The following is an 18,180-nucleotide window of genomic DNA, read 5'->3' as shown; positions in this document are numbered from 1 at the left end:
CACTAAAAAAAGCCAATTATAATTGGCTATTACAAACTAATATCGCAATTGGATTGTAACATAGAAAAAACCTATGTCAAAATTTGGCATAGGCTTTCTTCCGACCCGAGGTCAATTTACATCCTTTTTCTAGACAAAGCGATATTACAATTAAATTATAACATAAAAATTTGGATTTTGAAATTCATACGTTTGCCTACATATGCCTACATAATTGCCTACATGAAGAAAACAAAAAAATCGGGATGACCGCTAAGGCCATCCCTTTTTTTACTCGATAGAAAATAGTTGTTTGTCCAACAATGCGGTTTTTAGAAACCGTCAAAAACACTAGTATAAGAATTAAATAGAATAATACCAATCTGCTAAATAATCTCCATCTCTTAATGTGACCACATCATTCTCCCAAGGTAGAATTTCGTGGTAACTGTTCCAATTTTCCATCATGTTGTAGATAAAACTGTCAGTATTACCACGTAAACGATATCTATCTAGATATTCGTTTTTTGACTTCTCAGTGTTTGATGGAAGAACAAAAGTATATTTAATGCCTTTATCATGTAGTTTGGTTCTAATTTCTTTGTGTGCAGAAATTAATACATCGTATCCTTGTTCATCCAAGTATTTAGCAGTTTCAGAGTATAATTCCCAATCTTTTTTAAATATAGAAGATTCTAAATCTATCACTTCATAACTCTTTTTTGCTAATGTACTTTTTCCAATTCCTGCAAATCCACTGATAATCATTTCTTCTACCTCCTAGAACAAATCTTCCACAAGTTCGTAAGTCTTTTCAAACACTGACGGTTTACATGGATAAAATTCACCGTCTACGCCTTTAATGATGTAATCACCATAAGTTGCGTAAATCACTCCTTCTAATGTATTGACATAGCCACCTTCCAGGTAGCCATCTCTCCAAACTAACGTTAAATTGCCTTCGCCAAATTCGATGATCTTGTCACGGTTTTTAAAAGTCAACTGCATCGCTTCGATCACGATCGGCTTCTTGCGATAGTGGAGTGCCATCTACTGACCTTCCTTGGTCTCGGTCAAGCAACGAGCCTTGAGCCAGTAACCAAGCTCGTTGATATATACTGAATCACTAGGCACGTCTACTTTTCCAACGGTCATCTCATGCGGAAAAGCAAACCCCGATCCAACATTAAGGATCTGGTCTTTCTTGCCGTCACGAGCGTCTACTTCGTCAACGTCTTTTGACGGGATCCAACCGCCGGCCACGGAGTTATAGACCATCTGATTGGCCACATCAACTTTTTCCACAAGCATGCCAATAGAGCGGACCTTGCTTCCAACTGTCAAGATCTGATCAGGCAAGTTACCTTGCACTTTGTTTGTCGTTGGCTTTGACCCGGCCATCATGGCTTTGACGTCTTTCACGATCTGCGGCATACGGGCATGGATCCAAGGCCCTGGGCACGAGGTAGCGGCATACATACGATGCTCTGTGAAGCTTTCATTAGGCGTACCGTCATAGCTTGGTGTGATGCCGTAGCGTCGGCAGATATCGGCACATAGCTCGATCAGCTTAGTATATGCTGCGTTTGAGATGCTCCAGGTAGATAGGTTGCTATCGGCTACTTCGATGGTGATAGCGCGTTGGTCGTTCCAGTTGGATGAGCTTGTCCATGCTCGACAGTTTTCATCTACGTAGCAGCCGACACGACCGTCTGAGCCAATGCCATAGTTGCTTGATGCTTGACGTGCAGTATTTTGGAAGACCGCACCGCACTGCTCGATGCTTAGATTACCGGCCATGTGATGGATGGTAATCTTGGATACCTTACATACACGTTGACCGCTGTGATTTGGGGATAGGATGATTTTATTTGTTAGTGAGCTATGCATACTACTTTCCTTCTTTCTTTTCTTCTTCTTTACCGTTCGATAATTCTTCTTTTGCTTCGTTGCTTAGAGTTTCAAATGTATCTTTTTCTGCCATGTTATTACCCTTCTTTCTCTTCCAGTTTTGTGATTCGACAGCATGCACTGTCTAGGTCTTCTTCAATTTTCTCAAGGCGGAAGTCATGCTCCATCTGTTTCTTGGTCATCTTTTCAATGTCTGATTTCATGCTTTTGAGATCCAGTCTTGTCTCGCTCGAATCGCGACATAGCGCATCTAATTTCAGATTTGCCTTGACCACACCTTCGGCATCTGACTTTGAATTGTTCTTGATCATGACCACCACATTGACGATCAGGACCGCGAAGGCGGCCAAAGAAAACAGGAATTCAAAGGTCATGCCGTCCTTAGGCGTTACCATCAGACACCTCAGGTAAGCCGCCAAGACTAGTAAGAAGTGATACCAGTCCGGCCAAAAGGCTTGCGGATAGCACCACTTTCCAGTCGACTGACTCGATCATGGTACTAGCTCCGATGGTACCGACCGCGGTTTGGCATACTGTCTTTACGGCACGGATCAGTGCCGCATCCCACCATTTTTTTGATTGTAATTGATTCATGGTTCGTTTCTCCTTATCCATTGTTTTCTGTGCTACTGATTTCTGTGTAGTAGCTCCACAAGGTCATTTCACCTAATTTGACTTCGGTCTTTTTGTATCCTTCCTTGTCGGATTCGACCTCTTTTTCTTCGATATGATCCGCAATCTCTCCAAATAGTTCCTGGCGACGGTTGTTCTTCTCAACTTCTGCCTGTTTCGCTTTTTCATCGGCAATATATTTTTCATATTCTGCTTTTGAAAAGTAGATATGTAACTTCTTGTCGGCTTTTGAAGTGTATGACTTGTATGCATGCACTTCCGGCCATCCTTCAGGCATGCCGTCACATACGGCTTCGATATCGATATCTTCCGATTTCTGCATCGCGATATTTTCAATGCTTCCATCGGCCCCTACTTTCACATATACATTTGCTTGCGACATAATTTTCCTCCTATAAAAAAACTGGTGGCGAATATAGCCATCAGCTTACCGTAAACGAGATGCCGAGCCACAATCACTCCCCATCTAGCACTGGAAAAGTGCAAGTTGCAAATTTAGGTGGTGGGTCTTATGTTGTGGCCGACTTGAGTCAAAAAGGTAATACTAACTGGGCATATAAGACTGCATCAACCGGCGGCAATCAATCCCATAACAATATGATGCCTTATATCGGCGGATACATTTGGCGGCGGGTAGCTTAACCGATACGTCTCCACATATAGCCAACAATGTATGGGCCCATCAATGAAATAGCTTGATCACCGCCACTACTATCTGTACTAATTTTGTACTGCTTATTGTAGTTTCCATAAGTAGATCCGCCTGATGCAGCGGTTACCTTTTGAACAATTGGCGAATAATATTGGTGGCTATGGCTAGGTATTTCATCGATTGTGATCCGATGGCTATATTCGCCACCAGTTGCACCTGCCGTAAACGTCATCTGCTTGCCATTCGCATCTGTTCCGGTTCCTGCGCCAATCAATACTCGACCTTCTCCATATGATACCCATGTTCCACCAAAAAGGTCGCCAGGATTGACATTATTTGCGGATAGATACAGAGAGCCAATCGGATGAAACTTGTCCAGTATATACTGATCAAGATCCACACCATTGATGCGTACCGTCTTTTTACCGATCCATACTACCGGAGTTGTCGAAGGAAGCGTGATCTGTCTTGTTTCGGACTGGCCGAAAGCGTCCTTGATCGTTACCGTGAAGTGGAAGCTTGATTGATATGGAACATTGGATACCGATTGGCTTATCGTCCATGCTGTTCCGGATATCGTCGGTACGGTTGCCGATACCGAAGCATCGTCCGTGATCGTATATGTTATTGTATTGGCTTTGATTCCTATCTTTCCGTTCCAGTATGTCCCTTTACCGGATATGGTTGCCGTGCTTGCCGTATCTGTCGGCCTTGCTACGGTCAGAGACTGGATCGTCGGCCTGAAGTAATCATAGTAGGTACCGGTTACTGTCTTGCTAACCGTAAAGCCTCGGCTGTCTGTGACCGTGACCACAAAGCTTGCCGAGCTTAAATTGTCAAATCCAATTGTTGCTGTCGAAGAATCAGATACCGACTTGGTAACATTGCCGTTCTGCACCTGTATCAAGGCTATCGATGCATGATGCTGTGCGGTTGCCGTGACCTTGACGGACTTCTTTCCGATGATTGCTACACAATCGGTGCTGCTGATCCCGCTCAGTCCTGTCTCGGTCAGTGTTACACCACTTATGACCGGTGGACAGTTGATAGATACATCTATCTTGACCTCGGATGATTCGCCAATCTTGGTCGTGCCGTTATATGTTTCCAATACGGCGCCAAGCTGTACCGTCTGTGTGGCTGTGTAGTTTGAATAGATATACTCAAGGCTTGTCGAATCGAGCGTGAAGCTCGTTCCGGACGTATTGTAATCGATGTGCATCAATGCTTTGACGTTCGGTATCGATATGCGAAGCTTGTCCGTATATGTGGATACGCTCTTGGTATATGTGACCTTGAAGGAACCATCTACCGTACTTCCTGTAAAAGTATCGATCTTGGATGCTCTTGGTATCTTGGTAAGCGTCAAGCTTCCTGATGTACTGCCTGAAGAGGGCAGATAGTAGGCACTTGCCGCGCTTGAGTAAGATGCGGATACGGATACGGTCTTGCTTCCATCATTGTTATGACCAACTGTTGTTGATCCGGATGCAAGCGTAACCGATCCATAGGTGCCGACATTCAGATTGACTGTACCCGATCTAACTCTTGAGCCATTGATATTGATCGCATAAGATCCCGCACCGTTATACTGTGCCGATCCACCTGTAGATGTAAGCACCAGTGAGTACGAGAGCGTCGAATAGTTGCCGGAAGTATTGGTGGATGATTCCAACACGTTCAGTGTCATCTTCCAGTAGCTTCCGAGCTGTACCGTTTTGCTTATGCTTGGCATTATTTAACATCTCCAATCCATAATAAGGCAGTCCCTACTACGGTCGAGCCATCTGCTTCTTCGCCGTCATAGGCCTGTATCTGATGGGCCCCGAACTGCACTTTTTCCGTCACTTTAAGGTTCTGTATCATCGATTGTGTGGTCGTTACATTCATCAGTATGTTTCCATCTGCATCCAATACAATAAGCCCTGATCCATCAATCTTTGATTCTGTCTGCGTATTGGATGTGCCGACATGTAACCCCGATTCATCCAGTTTGACATTTGAGACTGTCTGATATGTACTGTCGCTGATTGCCTTTTTGATGCTTGCCTGGATGGACTGTGAGGTCTGCGCTATCTCTGACTTCGTGGCATATGTACCGCTCACATTGGCCTTGAAAGCATCCAGTGCATCGGTATTTGATTTGATTGCATCCGATAGTTCGGAGTGGTATGTATTGACCTGTTCAACGGTTGACTTGATGGAATCGTTGGTATTGATGATTTCGGCACTGTTGGATGTTTCCATCTCGTACAGTTCATTGAGATTCGACCACAGTTTTCCATCTGAATACTTTTTCGTACCATCGGAAAGCGTGGTTTCCTGTCGAATCCATACCCATTTGTTGGGTTCCCATTTCGGATAGTCCGCCGACCACGAGCCACCGGTCATGGATGTACTGGAAGTGGACAGATAGTACTGGATCACTACGGATGTAACACTGATGCCATCCTTACCTGTGGCACCAGTCGCTCCCGTGTCGCCTTTATCACCTTTGTCACCTTTTGCTCCTTTCGGCATTAATGATACTCCGGCTAAATCTGCCACATTATTACTAAATCCAAGTCTCAAATATCTCGTTACTTTAAGCGTCACATCATCCGTCTGTTTAATTGACAGATTGGTCCAGTGTGTCCACTCGTGACTTGTGCATGCTCCGCTTTGTCCATAGTATATATATGTTGATCTTTCTTTATGTTGCATTACCGGTGTAGACTTAGGAATTGTAACCCCACTATACGGCGAATCTAACTTTATTCTATTGTTCCCTTTATCTACATTTGATTGATTTTTGTATAAAATTACATTTCTGGTGTATGTTCCGACCGGATAAGTATATCCAGTTGAATCAGTATAATTATAAAAAGCTATACACCATTCGTATACGCCAGTAGACCAGTTAGTTAAATCCTCAAAATATATGTATTCATCGCCTGCTTCTACATCTTTTGCAAGCTTGTACGTATATTCGTTCGATCCCGGAGTCATATAACTATATATAAAATTTTTATCAATATCGTATGGAACCAGAGCAAAATATGAAGATCCAGAGGATAAATTTTTATTCAATCTTGACCAATATGACAATACATATTCGGTATTTGAATCATACGGAATAAAATCACTAGAACCACCGTTAAAGTATCCATAGCAATCAATCGGAGCGTCACCCAACACGAATTTACCACCAGCAAATGGCGCTAATGTTTTATTTTCACCGAACCCATTTACAACCAAATTACTATACGGGATCATTGCGCCATCCGCTCCAGCTGGACCACGTGGACCCTGAGGTCCTGTGTCGCCAGTAGCTCCCTTAGGCCCCTGGATTCCTTGTTCACCTTTGATACGTGTCCATTTGTAGTCCGTGTATGTTTCAGATGCCGTTTCCTTGTCGTCGGTATAGATGCCAAAGTACATGGCACCATCGAACCAGGATGTGCTGAAGTCTTTTGATCCTTCTGCCGAATTGGCATATGCAATATGGATATGGCTTGAATCGCCGTCAATCACATTGGCGCATGTGACCTCTGTCGCACCTCTCACTACATCGTTGGCATCGATAGCTTCCACACGGTATGTGACCGTATTGGTGATATCTTTCGCGAATATGGCCAATGTCTGACCGGTCGAATAAGATATACCGTCCTTGTACCATCGATACGTCATCTCTCCGGAAGCATCCTGATTATTGGCCAGTACTTTGGCCGTCAGTGTCGTTGATCCAGTGCTGTTTTTGAACACCGTACCGTCGGAAGATATGATGTTGACCTCAAAGGTTCGTTTTGCATCAATCATTTTCTGCATAGCATTGATCAATGACTGATCAACCTGTGATTCGACCTCCTCAAAGTTGTCAAAAGTCGTCTTGGATGCTGATGGGTCCGTGAAGCAGATTTCCTGCTCCGTGACTCTAGCCGTCAGATACAGTGTCGGTTTATAGTCCGTATCTTCGATCGTGAATGTATCACCGATATTGGCATCAACATAGCTATCGACCTCATAGGATACTTTCGGAACCATGATCTTCGCGAGCTCTGCCTTGGCCTGTCCGTACAGGGCATTGACATCTGATGTATCATAGCTCCATATCTTGACGATATAGCGGTCATTTTTTGACGATTTCAACAAAGATGGGAACCGGTCCCTTGCCTGCGGTGCAAGTAGATTGTTCCCTGATACCTGGAATTCGACGTTCCCGTCACTGTCGTACTCTTTCTTTCCGCTCAGCTTGTTGAGCTGCAGCCCATCCTTTCCAGTCGGACGTATGGCCGTACATAGCTCGGTTATGTCTGATTTCTTCGTGATCCCAGTGACTTCTCTGCCAAATCGAAGTACTTCCCCGGTACGATCCTGCCCCATCCCCTGATGGGTATCATCATGTTCCCGATAGACGTTCAAGACGATTCGATTCAAGGAATAATCATCGTTAAGTTCCGTCACAAACTCAAGTTCTGCGTCGAATACCGTGGCCAGTGAATACAGCCTTTTCAGTACCGTATCCGTTCCTTCCCACTTATTGGATATCCTCTTATCGGAAACTTCATTGATACCGATATCGAAGCTTTTTTCATAGTTGAATGCCTTGACGTATGCCTCAAAGCTCATGGATTTGCCTTCGTACGTGTCCACTTCTTCATTGAGAAGCTCAAACACAAGACCGTAAGCCGTGACCTTGATTTCCAGTTCATCCTTCTCAGTTTCAACGATATTCAGGTAGTAGCCCTTGTCCTTGTACTTGAAAGACAAGTGGTTCCCTTCCACAAGATATGTAGCGTCATCCATCCATGCCTCTGTCGTGAACTCGAACGTATATGCCGAGCCCTGCAGATAGGTGTGCAGATTATCATCCCAGTAATGAAGCGTATCATCTAATGAGTTATCTAAAAAAGCGCACACTTCATCGTATGCGCTCAATATTGCGATTCTTGGCATTTCCGTCATAGCCATGCCTCCCGAATGTATACCTTGATCGTAGGGTCTGTCTTGGTCCACTCTGATACCTTGAATTTGATTTCCGATGTGCCCGGATCAGCTTTGAAGTATTTCGTACCTAAGATCTCATCCTGTTGACGATTCATACCGTTGACGTAGAACTTGCCCTTATCACCATCGATCGTGATCACATCGCCATTGCTGAAGCGATTTGGTATATCTTTCCATTTATCAACATGCATTTTCTGATAGGTAAAACGGTTCAAGCCTAAGAAATATAGGAACTTGTTGCCTGTACGATTCTTCCATGCTTTGATACTGACCTGTACCTTAGCACACTTCATGTTCTCAATCTCCGGGATATGGTACTTGTAGTAATGTCCCCAGTAGAAGAAGGTCACATCGGCACCCTCCTTGCGGATATCACAGTGCCCCCAGTCCCAGTACCATGGATTCTGCGAGTGCAAGTGACTGGTCTGAAATGACCATGTGCGAAGCACCTTTCCGCCAAGCTTAGGATTGGGCGATGTGCCGTTGACGATCAATTCATAATGCCCGGTATTTCCGGATGTATCTGTCTTGAACCAGTTGACGCCACAAATCAATTTGTTGTCGGCCGTCAAAAATCCTAGGTCCATTTCTCCTGTCTGCCCCATCCTTGATGCATACATCAGTATATGGAAGTAGGAATAGAAGTTCACCGCACCGTCTGAATCGCCGTTTGAATCGGCCGGGAATGTGAATGTCCTCAATCCTCCATTGGCATCACCGACGATGGTACCCTCTGATCCGAATCCAAGGAATGAGTTATTGAACCACGTCTTTTTTGCCAATGTTCCTTTTGCACCGTATTTCGGATGAATAGCGATGGTTCCTGCGGTATCATCCGCACAGTTCAGTAGATCATTGATCGTTCCTAATGTCTCGTTCTGCTGGACGGTTTCCCCATCGGCTTCATCGATCTTGCCGAACTGCATGATCCCATTTCCCGATACGATACCGATATATCCGGTATCCGAGTTGGTCTTGATCTCATAATCAATCGTGGCCGGTCTGCTTCCGTTGTTCTCTATGGTTGCTACAAGGTCGCCGTCACTGTTCTTGGCAGCCGTCACTTCCTTGAGCGTCGTGGAGTACTTGGCCGGGTCCGTACAATATATTTCAATTTCACCAATCACAAAGTTGGTTCCTTTTTCGTTTTCCGTGATTCCTTTTTTCGTACCGATGAAATATTTGTCGGTCTCGTCGTTGAAGATGATCTTGACTTGTTCGCCATTAAGCAATCGGTTCATCTTGTTGTAGGCATCACGAAAAGCCTGGTCACTGGATGCGAGAAGCTGATAAGTGACCGTGATGGTCCTTGGCGGGTATCTTCGTGCTATGTAATTGGACCCATCAATCGTATCGATGGATTGTTCCTTGATTTCCGCGCCATAGAGCTCTCTTCCAGCAACATGAAGCGTCCTGTATCCTTCGATTTCGTTCTCAAGATAGACGCCATCATAAGACATAGCCTCGGACGGCAGGGTACTGCCATCCGGGATACGTATAGAAGTGTCGTGATAAGAGTATAGGCTCATTATCTATCACCTCCCAATTTGCTCTTGAATTTCTTCGCTCGGTCAAGTTCTTTCTCGTTGTATTTGGCCGTGGCACGTGCAAATCTCTTGCCGTCCACATCCAATGGAACGTTGATCGTGTACTCCGAGCTGTTTCGATAATCATAACTGTCGTTCAGTTCCGCACTGAAGCTTCCAAAGTTGGTATCTGCCTGTGCAAAGGCAAGGCCAGGAAGATAGACAAGGTCTTCCGATGCATGCCGTACATTGGTTACCATGCGCTTGATACCGTTGATATATCCCTGTCCGTACCAGATACCATACTGGCGTGTCAATCGTGACGGAGAACCTAATTTTGCTTTTGCCGCGATTGCCTCATTGGCAGCATTGGCCAGTCTTGCAGCAGCTGCTTCTACGGATCCTGCCGATGCATTCAAGCCGTTGGCCAAACCCTGGCCAATCATCAGTCCGGCACTGTATGCACGACCGGCACCGGACGACATAGCACTGTATATGCTTGACATCATGCTCGTTACGATGGACACCGCTCTAGCACCGCCACTTGAAAGTGCCGATGAAAAGCGACCCATCGCATTGGAAGCGATGCCTGGAAGCCTTGATAGGCCACTGCTTGCCGCACTTACGATAGCACTGCATGCGCTTGTCATGGCCGATACGCCTGCGCTTGCACCTGCTGCGATAGCCGATGCGAATCCGGCCATCGCGCTCATGGCACTTGCCGAAAGCATCATCATGGATGCAATTGCAGCAGTTGCGCCAGTGCTTATCATCATGAGAGAAACTGATGCACTCATAGCCGATGCAGCTATAGCCGCCATGCTTGCGGATGCCGCCATGGCAGATGTGCCAAGCATGGTCATGTAATTGGATGCGATCATAAGGTCCGTGCCGAATATCGACATAGTAGCGCTTGCCATCATGATCATACCGTTGAGCATGGTCATGGATGCCGATGCCATAGCACTCATCGTGCCAAGCATGAGCATGGTCGTTGATGCCATCATGGCCGATGCAGTCAATGCCGTCATTCCGGTCGCAATCAGGATGGATGTTGTTCCAACCATCATGGCGGAAGCTGTGAATTGTACCAATGCTGCATTGAGCATCTGGAATTGTCCCGGAATCGTTGATATCGATGAACCCATCGTACTGATAGATGTTGCAATAGTGGACATGGATGTCGCCGCCGCGCTTCCATTGGTGGAAAGCGTCTGTACGGCGCTTCCAAGGTTTCTCATCGAATCGCCTACTGTATCAATTTCTGCGGATTTCTTCGTGATCTTGCCAATTCCCAGTGCAACGGCGGCTAATGATGCCGTCATATCGCCAAGGTTAAGGTTTGTGATGTTCTTCAACCCATTGGCTAAATGCTCCGCCCCTTTTCCGGCATTCAAAGCACTCTTTCCGAACGATTCGACAACTCCGGCCACACCATCAAGGATACTCTTTACACCTTCGCCAAATCCTTTGAACACGTCCGATACACCATCCAATACAGATTTGACGTTATCTCCAAAGGCCGTGATGATATCGGCAACTCCATCCAAAGCTGATTTTATGGCATCTCCAACGGATGAAATGACGTCTGCCAGGCCCTGGAAAGCATCCTTGATGGCCGTACCGATAGACTCAACGACCGATGCAATACCTTCCAAAGTTGACTGTATCGCATCTCCAATGGCCTGGATAATAGCCGGCAATGTCTGTGCTACGGCCACGATACCGGCAACTACCGTACTAACGATAGGTGCCAATGCCTGTAATATCTGTGACAAACCGTCTGCCTGTGTACCGACCAGTGCAAATGCCGCACCGACCATCAATGCAGCTGCGCCAATTGCCAACCATGTAGTAGGCGGAACAGTTGCTAAAGCATCACCTAGACCGCGGAATGCGGTTGCCAGTCCGGTACCGATTCCCTTCGCTGCCGTACTGATTGCAGTGCCTAAAGATTTAACAATTTGTGATATCGATGTACCCAATTGTTTGACGATAGAAGATATGGATTGTCCAATTTGTTTGATTATGTCTTTTATCGAATTTCCTAGCTGCTTGATGATATTAGTTGCACCTTTGAATCTGGCGTTGATTTTGGATACGGAACTGGATACTCTGCGAGATGATTGTTCCGCATTGTCACCAATTTTTTTGACTTCTTCGGCAGTATCAGATGAACCTCCCCCTTTTGAGAAGATGCTCTTTATCTTTCCAGCCAGTGTTTTGACGTTTCCTACAGATGTTTTTGCCGCATTGCCAATTGCCTTGATCTTTCCGGCAATGGCACTGACACCTTTGATGGTCAGAAAAGCCGTACCCAATGCCAGTACAGCATCAGAAAAAGCTTGAATTTGTTCTGGTGACATGTTTGCTACGAACTGTGCAATCTTGTCTGCCAGTTCTGCAACCTTGTCTACCACGGTACCAACGACCGTGCCAAGCGTTGAGAAGATACCGCTCGCTCCGCTCAGTGAACTTGCCACATTGGAGATGGCTGGGCCTAGGTCGTCGAACAGATTCCTCAAAGAATCCACGGCACCCGAATTGATGAATGAACTCCAAAAGTCATCAAAGCTCTTTTTGGCACCGGCAACGAATCCGTCAATCTTTGCCGTTAGTGCTCCAACATCGATACGATCCATTGCGGATATGATGCCCTGTACGGCATTGATTCCTATATCCTGTAATTTATCCCATACTGGCATAAATTTGGCCGTTACATCTTCGTACAATCCATCCATGGCTTGACCAACAGACTTGAAATTCTGTGCCATATTATTGAACGCATCAGAGTTTCCGACCTGTTCAACGGCATTGAAGAAATCTTCCGTCTTGATCTTGCCATCCTGGACTGCCTGTACCATATCCTGTGTGGACATGCCCATCTGTTTTGCGACTGCGGCAATACCCGATGGGGTCTGTTCAAGCATGAGCTTGAAATCCTGCCATGCGACAGTTGGACGTCCGGCCATCTGTGTGGCCTGTTGGCTCAGTGTCTTCATGGCCTGGCTTGGATTTTCTGCGGCAGCTGCTAGACCGCCAAAGCCTTTGACCAGTTGCGCCGTATTTTTCGTGCCAACGGCAGCCAACTGCGCATAGGTGGATGCCATATCACTGGCATTGTATACGGTTGCCTGTGCATAGTTTTCCAGGTCTTTCTGTACGGCCTGTATCTGTGAACCTGATGCACCAAGAATCTGCATATTACCATTGAAAGACTTCCATGCAAGACTGGATGTGTTGAAAGACTGGCCAAGCTCCTGGATACCATTGGAAAGCGCCCCTACTGCACGGTTGCCGATGGCCATCAGTGCACCAAACCCGATGCCACTTTTGATCTTGGATGATAAGGTGTCCATCTTTGAGATAGCCTGGTCGGCTGTCTTCCCAAGTGACTGGTCACGGCCCTTAAGGATCAATTCCGGAACAGATTTGATAACAGAATCAACTCTTTTGACTGTATTTGATGCGCTGTTGACTTTAGGCGACATATTGTCTGTCGCTTCAAGCTGTGCCTTGAGCGCTTCACTTGTCCGTCTCTGCGCCTCTTCTATCGTACCGATAGCGCCTTCTACTGTCGGCGTCATATCATCGGTCGCTTCAAGTTGCGCTTCGATACCGCCTGTTGCTTCTGATTTCGCTTTTTCAAGCGAACTTACGGCATCATCGACAGTTGGTGTCATATTGTCCGTGGCTTCAAGTTTTGCCGCCGTGATATCCGATGCGGCCTTGTCGGCCTGTTGGCATGCCTTGATAGCATCATCCACGACCGGGGTCATATTGTCCTGTGCTTTTAATACCACGGTTGCAATCTGATGGACTGCCCTGTCTAATGACTTCAATACGTCAAGAGCCTGTTCAAAGGTATTTGTAAAGTTAGAGTCTCTAGCAGAAAGGGAGGCGGTTACTGAATATTGTTCAGGCATATCAATTGCCCTCCTTTTTCTTTGCTTGCTGTGAAACGAAACGTCTGAGGTCTGCGAACTTATCGTTTTCTTCTGCTTTGTTTCCGTTCATTACACGATCCACTTCTCTTCTATAGTTGTAGAACTTGTCAAAGTTTCGATATACCGGTCTTCCGCTCTTTTTTCGAGCTCTGACCTGGAAATTTTTGAATGCCGACAAATGGATATCGAACATGCGGTCCACTGTCTTGAGATTGACTGCCTTCATGAGTATCCGATACTCTCTGAGGTTCAGTCTGTCTACATCATCGAATGATTTGTAGTCAAGATATCGGAAGCAGTTGAGCGCGATATTTTCATACATCTCATCAAAATCTATGCTTTCACTTGACTCGTCTGTTTCATGGCTTTCTGAATCTGCTCGTACTTCTTTTTTGAGACATTCGCTTTCGATAAAAAATCGGACACCTTCTTGAATAAGCCGTCAATATCGTCGCAATCTTCGATATAGGTTTCCAATTCTTCTTTCTTGATTCGTGGAGAGAATCCGATATTCATTGCATAGAGCACATCGATAAGGTCTTCGATCTCTCCGCCAATGATCCCGCCAAGGGCATACGTCATGCCTAGTTCTACTTCACGGTCACCTGATTTGGTCTTTACCTTCTCATTCAGAGCACGCATAAATTTGATGCTTGCTTTAAATTCGTATTCTTTGCCATTGATTTCAAGTTGCATAGTATTCATATGTATCTACCTCTTCTTTCGTTTCGTTTTACATCAAAAAAAGGACGTGATCTTCACGTCCCTATTGCTATTAGTTAGGCCGTTTCTTTTGTCGTGTCTTTATAGACATAGGAAGCGGCTTCTTTCTGTGCATCGGATACGGTTGCATATCCATCTGCGCCGTTGCCTTGCACACCGAATGTAAGTTCTACTTCGGTTGCATCTTCGGCATTTGATGTTTCGGTAAATTCCGTAACATTTGCCTGATAGTATGTAGCTTTATACTTGCCAGCATTCGTGTCCGTGCCTTCTTCGGCCAGATTGACGCGCCATACTTCTACGATCTCTCCTGATAGCAAAGCTTGTTTGAGCTTATCAACGATCGTATCGCCTTTGGCAAGGATAGATTTTGCATTGATCTCCAATTCAGGTGTTCCTGGTGTACGGATAGGGCCGTCTTTGGTCTGTGTCGTATCCGCATCACGTTTCATTGATAGTTCGTTCTCTTCAGAAAAAGCAATATGTGTTGCGTCTGCTTTGGATTTTTCACTTAGCAAACGATATAAGTAAATGATCTGTGTTCCTTTGACCTTTTCTACATCGCTTGCGAATAATTGCAAATTGATCATTGTTTTGATCATTGTTGTTTTCCTCCTGTTATTTCAAATTCCAGATCAAGCACGCCATGCAATAGCGGTTGACTGGTCGTTGTGTCCGGTATCACCTGCTGATTGATGTGCCGGATGTTCCAGTGATATGACTTGGTATCACGGATACCGCGGGCAATGTCCTTGACTTCTGCCATGATCCTGGACTGTGTGCCTCTTTTTTTGGGGTCATCATGCCATACATGCACCGTTTGGTATACGTGTCCTGTGATCATGGACTTGTTTCCATAGTCATCTACGACTTGATTGTCACCTAGATAGATGAACGGATATGGTGTTCCATCCGGCGGCAGGAAGGTATCATACACACCAATGCCCGTATCCTTATATTTGGCTTTAAGTGCCATCAGCAGTGCACTGTATAGTTCCTGTTGCGCATCCATATCAGTCACCTACTACCTTTTTCATATCGGAGATAAATTTCTCTTTTTGCTCGTTGAAGGCAGGCTTGCAAAATGGCTCGGCTTCCATAAATCGAGTTCCATACTCCAGATATGGCGAGTAATGAGTTGTTGGCTGTGCTTCATACCCAAGGCCGCCATCGATAGAGTGGCCTGTAATTGATCTTGCTGTCGTACCTGTTGCATAACCTTTAGTAAAAGCCGAGGTTGCATGTCTTGTCATGCTGTTCTGCATCTCAACACCGTTCTTCCTAACGACAGTTTTGACTGGACCAAGGTCCTTACATTTCTCAAGCTTGTATATCAGCTTGTTAAGGCCGGATATCTCTACTGCTCCCATAACTATTGCACCTCCGATACGATAAATGATTGCTTGGTTCTAAGCCGTCTCGAATAATCAACACGATATTTCTTGTTGCCAATGATCAACTGGTCAAACGGCACATCGATATGGTTCTGAATATGCACCGTCAGACTTCCCTGTCTGATACCGCCATACACAAGATTCATGGTCTGTGTATTGGTATCCATCACAGAACCATATACCTTGGTATCAGTGTATGTATCATCGGCATAGTCCCCTGTATCCGGGTCATATGCCCCAGCCACTAGCCGTCTGAATAGGATCGGTGTGTCGTATCTCATAAGAAGCGTATCCTTCCGATATCCTGGTCGGACTGTGCATCCCGCCATGCCTGGATATCATCGGCATAGGAATCAAAGTCATTATCCTTGAACGTCAATGATTCACCTTCGACAGTATGACCGGACAATCCTTCTGAACCGATACGATTGAACCGTGCAATCGAAACTTCGGTAACGATATATTCCAGTTCGCTTGGCACTTCCTTTTGGCCAAGCAATGCTTTTAGGCGGTTCTCGGTCAAGGTAATGATGATATTCAATTTATCATCTTCATCCTCGATACCGAGTAACGCCTTGACATCATCAATTACCGCCATGTCTTATCCTACTTTCCAGTCGAAGCAGTAGCACCACCAACGGTAACTTTAAATACACCATCGACATATTCTGGGAAGAACATAACACCACTAATCAATAATGATTCAACGGTAGCATTACGAGTAATAACACTGTGAGTCATACCAATCAAACCAGTAGTGTCAAATGTCAATCCGAAGTTAGATGCTACATCTCCACCACTAGGGATATAAGCACCATTCAAGTTTTCTTTTGCGGTTGCATAAGCTGTACCTTTAGCCAAGTTTGGAGATACAACAACCGTACCTAATCCTAAGAAGTTTTCGATATAAGTCAAACCGAAAGCTGTTTGTGTAGTTAATTGAGCACTGCCCAAGTAATCAGCAACATCTAACGATGATACAAAATAAATTGGGCTTACTGTTTTGTGTTTGTAGTAAACAGACATAGCGCCCCATGCGTTAGCTAATGCAGCTTGTAATCCTACACCTGTAGCTGTTCCTGTACCAGTAGCCAAGTTTGTATAGAAATCATCTAATACTTGATATTCTAATTCAGATACCATCTTGGCATCTGTATCATTCAATGCTTTTTGAGAACCAATCTTTTGAATGGCTTCTGCGGATGTAACTTTACGGAATTTCAATAATCCTAGTTCCTTTGTCCAAGCCAACTTACGAGTGATCTTCGTTAATCCGATATCTTCACCTTCGCCGACTTGTGCTGGTGAATTTGCTTTTGCTAATTTATAAGCTTTGATAAGCGTTCCACTGGCCATTGGTGTCAATTCATTAACACTCAAGATTTGACGTAATTCGTCAATGTTTTCTGCAATTCGAGATGTAAAATCAACTGAAATAGCTGGCTCTAAATCCGTTGTGATTGTTAAATTGTCTTCCGCTGCGAATAATTGCAAATCAATTAATTGTTTCATGTGTTCCTCCTATTTGAATAGATTCATGTTTTCCCGGATCAGACGCTGACGTTCGATTGGATCACTGATCTTCATGATGTCTTCCTTGGTTAAGCCACCGTTTGATCCTGTTCCACGCTTGAAAGAGTTGCCTTTCAAAGCGTCTTTGACTGCTTTTTCGACTTCGCTTTTGAAAAGTTCAATAAAGGATTCGACGGCTTCTTTTGTGGTATCGGCATCCGATGTGATGATGCTTGCAAGAATATCATCGCTCACATTCACATTGGCTTCTGCACACATCTTGCGTGCTTCTTTGGCCATGTCTGCACGTGCTTTTTCGGCACGCAGTTCATCAAGCTGCTTTTGCAATTTGTCACGCTCATGCTCGGCTTTTTGCTGAGCGTTCATCTTTGCAAGTTTCTTGGCTTCTTCTTCGCTCTCTTTTGCCTGTTTGTCCCACTTTGCTTTTTTCTCCTGGATGATTCGGTCAAGGTCCTCGTCCGTGTACTTTGGTTGAGGTTTGTCGTTCCCTTTATCGTTATCTTCACCATTTGGATCGTTTTTGCCGTTTTTCCCTGGGTCGTTATTTTCAGGGTCTTGGCCTTGATTTCCTTCTTCTGCGAAAATCTGCAAGTCAAATAGATTTGTTTTCATATGTATTTCCTCCATAGTTTTGAGACTCAATGCTTGTCTTCCATAGCTTTTTACGTCGCTCCATGCCTGGACCCATGGCTTTTAATGTCGTCAATGCTCGGACATAAAAAAGCACAACCTAATCGCTTAGATCGTGCTTTATGAACTTTGGTAGCTTTCGCTTCGGCGGGTCTTTCATATATACCGTCTCCTTTTCCGTTTTTCCACAAAAAATGCAGGTACGTACTATTCTTTCCGCCCTGCATTGTAAATTATGATCATAATAAGATTTCTCAATCGATTCT

At 45.0% G+C, this 18,180-nt stretch carries 18 protein-coding genes and 1 pseudogene; 1 reads left to right on the top strand and 18 read right to left on the bottom strand.

The window, feature by feature from the left end:
- Positions 1-342: 342 nt before the first annotated feature.
- From MOZ64_RS08835 to MOZ64_RS08810, 6 genes are all read right to left on the bottom strand, one after another.
- Positions 343-747, bottom strand: a complete 405-nt coding sequence (locus tag MOZ64_RS08835; protein WP_320326199.1) for a hypothetical protein — start codon at positions 745-747, stop codon at positions 343-345.
- A 12-nt stretch (positions 748-759) separates the two neighbouring features.
- Positions 760-1,029, bottom strand: coding sequence for a hypothetical protein (locus MOZ64_RS08830; protein WP_320326198.1), 270 nt, complete (start codon positions 1,027-1,029; stop codon positions 760-762).
- Complete coding sequence (locus MOZ64_RS08825; protein WP_320326197.1) at positions 1,030-1,869, bottom strand: peptidoglycan recognition protein family protein; 840 nt, start codon at positions 1,867-1,869, stop codon at positions 1,030-1,032.
- A 98-nt stretch (positions 1,870-1,967) separates the two neighbouring features.
- Positions 1,968-2,285, bottom strand: a complete 318-nt coding sequence (locus MOZ64_RS08820; RefSeq protein WP_320326196.1) for a hypothetical protein — start codon at positions 2,283-2,285, stop codon at positions 1,968-1,970.
- The gene (locus MOZ64_RS08815; protein WP_320326195.1) at positions 2,272-2,484 is read right to left on the bottom strand and encodes a holin; all 213 of its coding nucleotides are present in this window, start codon (positions 2,482-2,484) and stop codon (positions 2,272-2,274) included. The genes MOZ64_RS08820 and MOZ64_RS08815 overlap by 14 nt, the downstream gene beginning before the upstream one ends.
- 13 nt (positions 2,485-2,497) lie before the next feature.
- Complete coding sequence (locus MOZ64_RS08810) at positions 2,498-2,905, bottom strand: hypothetical protein (protein ID WP_320326194.1); 408 nt, start codon at positions 2,903-2,905, stop codon at positions 2,498-2,500.
- 14 nt (positions 2,906-2,919) lie between these two features.
- Between MOZ64_RS08810 and MOZ64_RS11655 the strand changes: the two are divergent.
- Positions 2,920-3,165: pseudogene (locus tag MOZ64_RS11655) on the top strand (phage baseplate protein); the annotation flags it as partial.
- On the opposite strand, the gene MOZ64_RS08805 reads toward MOZ64_RS11655, so the two are convergent.
- From MOZ64_RS08805 to MOZ64_RS08750, 12 genes are all read right to left on the bottom strand, one after another.
- Entirely contained in the window at positions 3,162-4,865 is a 1,704-nt protein-coding gene (locus MOZ64_RS08805) for a DUF859 family phage minor structural protein (protein ID WP_320326193.1), read from the bottom strand. The pseudogene MOZ64_RS11655 and the gene MOZ64_RS08805 overlap by 4 nt on opposite strands.
- Positions 4,866-4,909: 44 nt before the next feature.
- A complete protein-coding gene (locus tag MOZ64_RS08800) occupies positions 4,910-8,119 on the bottom strand; it encodes a phage tail protein (RefSeq protein ID WP_320326192.1) in 3,210 nt (1,069 codons plus the stop codon).
- On the bottom strand, positions 8,116-9,621 hold the full coding sequence (locus tag MOZ64_RS08795) for a distal tail protein Dit (protein ID WP_320326214.1): 1,506 nt from the start codon (positions 9,619-9,621) through the stop codon (positions 8,116-8,118). The genes MOZ64_RS08800 and MOZ64_RS08795 overlap by 4 nt, the downstream gene beginning before the upstream one ends.
- Before the next feature lie 68 nt (positions 9,622-9,689).
- A complete protein-coding gene (locus MOZ64_RS08790) occupies positions 9,690-12,995 on the bottom strand; it encodes a tape measure protein (protein WP_320326213.1) in 3,306 nt (1,101 codons plus the stop codon).
- 972 nt (positions 12,996-13,967) lie between these two features.
- Complete coding sequence (locus MOZ64_RS08785) at positions 13,968-14,339, bottom strand: tail assembly chaperone (protein WP_320326191.1); 372 nt, start codon at positions 14,337-14,339, stop codon at positions 13,968-13,970.
- 74 nt (positions 14,340-14,413) lie between these two features.
- A complete protein-coding gene (locus tag MOZ64_RS08780) occupies positions 14,414-14,959 on the bottom strand; it encodes a phage major tail protein, TP901-1 family (protein WP_320326190.1) in 546 nt (181 codons plus the stop codon).
- Positions 14,956-15,369 (bottom strand): tail completion protein gp17, encoded by a 414-nt coding sequence (gp17, locus tag MOZ64_RS08775; protein WP_320326189.1) that lies wholly within the window; start codon positions 15,367-15,369, stop codon positions 14,956-14,958. Before gp17 ends, MOZ64_RS08780 begins: the two co-directional genes overlap by 4 nt.
- 1 nt (position 15,370) lies before the next feature.
- Positions 15,371-15,727: an HK97-gp10 family putative phage morphogenesis protein gene (locus MOZ64_RS08770; protein WP_320326188.1), complete on the bottom strand. Its 357-nt coding sequence runs from the start codon at positions 15,725-15,727 to the stop codon at positions 15,371-15,373.
- 2 nt (positions 15,728-15,729) lie between these two features.
- Positions 15,730-16,032 (bottom strand): hypothetical protein, encoded by a 303-nt coding sequence (locus MOZ64_RS08765; RefSeq protein ID WP_320326187.1) that lies wholly within the window; start codon positions 16,030-16,032, stop codon positions 15,730-15,732.
- Entirely contained in the window at positions 16,029-16,349 is a 321-nt protein-coding gene (locus MOZ64_RS08760) for a phage head-tail connector protein (protein WP_320326186.1), read from the bottom strand. The genes MOZ64_RS08765 and MOZ64_RS08760 overlap by 4 nt, the downstream gene beginning before the upstream one ends.
- Positions 16,350-16,357: 8 nt before the next feature.
- Positions 16,358-17,263 carry a hypothetical protein gene (locus tag MOZ64_RS08755; protein WP_320326185.1) on the bottom strand — a complete coding sequence of 302 codons (906 nt, stop codon included), beginning with the start codon at positions 17,261-17,263 and terminating at the stop codon, positions 16,358-16,360.
- A gap of 9 nt (positions 17,264-17,272) precedes the next feature.
- A complete protein-coding gene (locus MOZ64_RS08750) occupies positions 17,273-17,896 on the bottom strand; it encodes a DUF4355 domain-containing protein (protein WP_320326184.1) in 624 nt (207 codons plus the stop codon).
- Between the last annotated feature and the right edge of the window lie 284 nt (positions 17,897-18,180).

This window comes from Absicoccus intestinalis (assembly GCF_033971885.1).
Classification (GTDB): domain Bacteria; phylum Bacillota_I; class Bacilli_A; order Erysipelotrichales; family Erysipelotrichaceae; genus Absicoccus; species Absicoccus intestinalis.
This window is presented reverse-complemented; position numbering and strand designations above follow the sequence as displayed.

Coding starts and splice junctions, on each gene's coding strand:
- MOZ64_RS08835 (WP_320326199.1), bottom strand. CDS start 747: ATGATTATCAGTGGATTTGCAGGAATTGGAAAAAGTACATTAGCAAAA.
- MOZ64_RS08830 (WP_320326198.1), bottom strand. CDS start 1,029: ATGGCACTCCACTATCGCAAGAAGCCGATCGTGATCGAAGCGATGCAG.
- MOZ64_RS08825 (WP_320326197.1), bottom strand. CDS start 1,869: ATGCATAGCTCACTAACAAATAAAATCATCCTATCCCCAAATCACAGC.
- MOZ64_RS08820 (WP_320326196.1), bottom strand. CDS start 2,285: ATGGTAACGCCTAAGGACGGCATGACCTTTGAATTCCTGTTTTCTTTG.
- MOZ64_RS08815 (WP_320326195.1), bottom strand. CDS start 2,484: ATGAATCAATTACAATCAAAAAAATGGTGGGATGCGGCACTGATCCGT.
- MOZ64_RS08810 (WP_320326194.1), bottom strand. CDS start 2,905: ATGTCGCAAGCAAATGTATATGTGAAAGTAGGGGCCGATGGAAGCATT.
- MOZ64_RS08805 (WP_320326193.1), bottom strand. CDS start 4,865: ATGACACTGAACGTGTTGGAATCATCCACCAATACTTCCGGCAACTAT.
- MOZ64_RS08800 (WP_320326192.1), bottom strand. CDS start 8,119: ATGACGGAAATGCCAAGAATCGCAATATTGAGCGCATACGATGAAGTG.
- MOZ64_RS08795 (WP_320326214.1), bottom strand. CDS start 9,621: ATGTCTTATGATGGCGTCTATCTTGAGAACGAAATCGAAGGATACAGG.
- MOZ64_RS08790 (WP_320326213.1), bottom strand. CDS start 12,995: ATGGCCATCGGCAACCGTGCAGTAGGGGCGCTTTCCAATGGTATCCAG.
- MOZ64_RS08785 (WP_320326191.1), bottom strand. CDS start 14,339: ATGAATACTATGCAACTTGAAATCAATGGCAAAGAATACGAATTTAAA.
- MOZ64_RS08780 (WP_320326190.1), bottom strand. CDS start 14,959: ATGATCAAAACAATGATCAATTTGCAATTATTCGCAAGCGATGTAGAA.
- gp17 (WP_320326189.1), bottom strand. CDS start 15,369: ATGGATGCGCAACAGGAACTATACAGTGCACTGCTGATGGCACTTAAA.
- MOZ64_RS08770 (WP_320326188.1), bottom strand. CDS start 15,727: ATGGGAGCAGTAGAGATATCCGGCCTTAACAAGCTGATATACAAGCTT.
- MOZ64_RS08765 (WP_320326187.1), bottom strand. CDS start 16,032: ATGAGATACGACACACCGATCCTATTCAGACGGCTAGTGGCTGGGGCA.
- MOZ64_RS08760 (WP_320326186.1), bottom strand. CDS start 16,349: ATGGCGGTAATTGATGATGTCAAGGCGTTACTCGGTATCGAGGATGAA.
- MOZ64_RS08755 (WP_320326185.1), bottom strand. CDS start 17,263: ATGAAACAATTAATTGATTTGCAATTATTCGCAGCGGAAGACAATTTA.
- MOZ64_RS08750 (WP_320326184.1), bottom strand. CDS start 17,896: ATGAAAACAAATCTATTTGACTTGCAGATTTTCGCAGAAGAAGGAAAT.